1 protein-coding gene and 1 pseudogene are annotated in these 3,076 nt (G+C 44.6%); one reads left to right on the top strand and one right to left on the bottom strand.

Annotated elements, in window-relative coordinates:
* Window positions 1-125 precede the first annotated feature (125 nt).
* Entirely contained in the window at window positions 126-2,507 is a 2,382-nt protein-coding gene (locus tag PSI23_RS20765) for a DUF927 domain-containing protein (RefSeq protein WP_273556854.1), read from the top strand.
* Window positions 2,508-2,542: 35 nt separating this feature from the next.
* On the opposite strand, the pseudogene PSI23_RS20760 reads toward PSI23_RS20765, so the two are convergent.
* Window positions 2,543-2,677, bottom strand: a pseudogene (locus tag PSI23_RS20760) (tyrosine-type recombinase/integrase); the annotation flags it as partial.
* Window positions 2,678-3,076 lie beyond the last annotated feature (399 nt).

Below are 3,076 nucleotides of genomic sequence, written 5' to 3'. Positions count from 1 at the left end.
TTCGGTCAGTTGTTTATAGGTCATAGCGCATTTTCCTTTGGCGAGAAAGATGCCTACTATAGCAACTGACCGCCTTTCTTAGAAATTGCACTTATTAGGTGAATCCACGAAGGGAGCCGGTAATAATGGCAGATAAAATTTATTATTCCCGTGGACGGGATGTATACGATACTGCCCCTGAACAACGATGTACTGAAAATGAAGATCAGTTCATTGAGCAATTAATAACTGATACGGCAACTGCCAAGAAGCAGCAATACTTTTGTGCAGCAATGGAACCGGGGGAAAATCCAAGAGGTAATAACCCAAAAGAAAAATACCCTGAGAAGTTTCAGGGTATCAAAAATTGGAGGCTTTCAGCATTAGCGGCGAAACACCGCTTTGTATCGTTTGACTGCGATAGCTTTGACAGCTCCAAGACATTTGATGCGTTGATCGGTTACTTACAAAAGACGTTCAAAGGTGTGCTCTACACCACGTTTAATTATACCGCAGATGCTCCGCGTTGTCGTTTTGTTATTTTATTGGATTCTGAGGTAGATCGCATTGCCGGCATTCATGTCTGCCAGATGATAGCCAATGAAATAGAAACGGTAATACAGCAAATCGCGGAAGAGGATTTGATCAGCGAGTGGAAGCCTGTCATTGGGTGGGATGAGTATGTATATCGTGCAGAACAGCAATGCTATTTGCCAATAGTGAATGCTGTACGCAGGAAAACAAAAAGCGGGGAGGACGTTACTGATGCAATTATCCACCGTTTAGATGGTGAGTCGGCAAAAGTGACTCAGTATCTTGTGATACCGCCACTTGTACCGGAGGCAACTCTTCGGCCTGTAAAACAGCATTATGATAGCGACTTAGATTTAGACCGCTGGTTTGAGGTGGACAAGCACACATTAGCTGATCTACGTGATGCGCTGTTTTCTCCTGTAATGCGGACGATATCGGAGGGAGGTAGACAAAACTGGCAACGGGTGATTGCTGCTCTTGGTAGCTTGAAAAACACACCTTATGAAGATCGTGCTTATCAATTGGCTCTTGAATGGTCAGAAGCTGGTGGCGCTGCGTTTGATGCTGAGCACTTTGAAGCGACTTGGGATACCTCCCGTGCTGACCTCACCAGCTATAAATGGATATTTTCGCAAGCTTCCTCACTGGGATGGGAAAATCCCCAAACACTTAGACCCTATTTAGCACAGGAAAAAGTTGGCTTTTATATGACCGAGGACGGTCTTATGAAGAATGTTCAGGAAGGGAAAGGTAAGTCGAAGTCCATTGAAACCCGAAAGATATCCGCGCCGTTCTCAGTGCTGGGATTAACCCGCGATGTATACAGCGATAACTGGGGCAAGCTGATTTCATTTAAAGACAAGGATAGGGAAACGAAGCAATTCATTGTACCCGATGAGCAATTACATAAACCCGGTAGTGATATTCCTCACCAGTTGACGGGATTAGGGTTTTGGATCAATACCAACATGAGCCGTGACTTATTGGGATATCTGAATATCGCAACATCAAAAGAACGCATAACCTTAACAACATCCACGGGCTGGTTTAATGATCACCTATTTGTACTGCCGGAAAGTACGATAGGCAATTCCACCAGCAAGGTGATGTACCAATTGTCAGGGCGTAAAAATAGCGAACGTAGTCAGTTAGCGCCAGTAGGCACCCTTGAAGATTGGCAGAAACATATCAGCGCAAAATGTGTTGGCAACACACGGCTGGTATTTTCCCTATGTGTTTCTTTTGCTGCTCCTTTACTTAATGTGCGGGGGCTTGATGGTGGCGTTTTCAGCCTGAAAGGAGCCTCAACAAAAGGTAAAAGTACCGCTCAATATGTCGCAGCCTCTGTATGGGGCAGTGGAGCAACAACAGGAGGTTATTCGCATAGTTTTAACAATACATTATTCAGTATCGAAATGTTGGCCTCAGCGCATAATGACTTACCATTAATTTTGGATGAACTGAAAAGTGTTAATCCTAAGCTGGTGGGGCAATTCACTTATATGTTGGCATTAGGACAGGGAAAAGGGAGAGGCGCAAAAGATCTCACTTTACGTGAGACTCTACGGTGGCGAACTTTGGTTTTGGCATCCAGTGAAGACGCTTTCGAAAGTTATCTTAAGGCTTCGGGTGAGAGTGTTGCCGCAGGGCAGCAAGTCCGTTTTGTGGATATCCCTGCAATAGTAAGCGATGAGACTGGGGTTTTTGACACACTCCACGGATTGGGAACAGCTAAGGAGTTTGCTGATTCCCTGAATGCCTTAACAACGAAATACTACGGATGTGCAGGTATTGCATGGCTCGAAAAGCCCACTGCTTCTTCCCGTTCGGAGCTGGTTGATCGTCTACGAGAGTTAATCGCTCAGTTTAAGGCAAGGTATAGGCCAGAAGATGCAGAATCGCAATTAGACCGGGTATTAGAACGGTTTGCGCTATGTGCTGCTGCGGGTGAGCTGGCGACTGAATGGGGGGGTTGGCATAAAGGTACTGTGTGAGGGCGATCTATCTTCATGGTTTGTGCTGGCACATTCCAGACTCTGTTATCAAAGTCTATTTCAGACCAACGGGCTTTTACCGCTTCCCCCGGGCGCATAGCGGTTAATAATTGCCACTCAATAACCAAACGTGTTTGCCGTTCTACCCTCGCGATGGATAGTGCTTGCATTAATCCGGGGAGTTCTTCGGGTCGGATGGTAGGGTTATGTTTTTTCTTTGGCTTAGGAAATGCCTTGCTTACGGTAGTAAAGGGATTGGCATCAATAACGCCTAAATTCATGGCGTACTTCAATATTTTATGTCTTTACGTTTTTTATTGCTTGAAAATAATCCTATAAAATCATTGAATTATGAAAAAATTATACTGTATATTGTCCTAGTGCTTATTGAGGTTTTTTCATTCATACGCCCAAATGTGGGGTACTCGGTGGGGTACTCATGAATGCCAGCTAACTCTTAACTAACCCGAATTCCGCTTAAGCCATCACTGGAAAATCGTCTTCTGAGTAGAAATTTTTAAGTGATGGCTTTTTCAATTTAAGGCAGTAAGCAATCACCCCCCCTAAAA

Origin of the sequence: Xenorhabdus yunnanensis, assembly GCF_028598805.1 — a bacterium.
Classification (GTDB): Bacteria; Pseudomonadota; Gammaproteobacteria; order Enterobacterales; family Enterobacteriaceae; genus Xenorhabdus; species Xenorhabdus yunnanensis.
The sequence above is the reverse complement of the archived record's forward strand: the minus strand, read 5'-3'. Positions and strand labels throughout refer to the sequence as shown.

What these genes read in the sequence shown, in the direction of transcription:
- PSI23_RS20765 (WP_273556854.1), top strand. Translation starts at nt 126, where the DNA reads ATGGCAGATAAAATTTATTATTCCCGTGGACGGGATGTATACGATACT.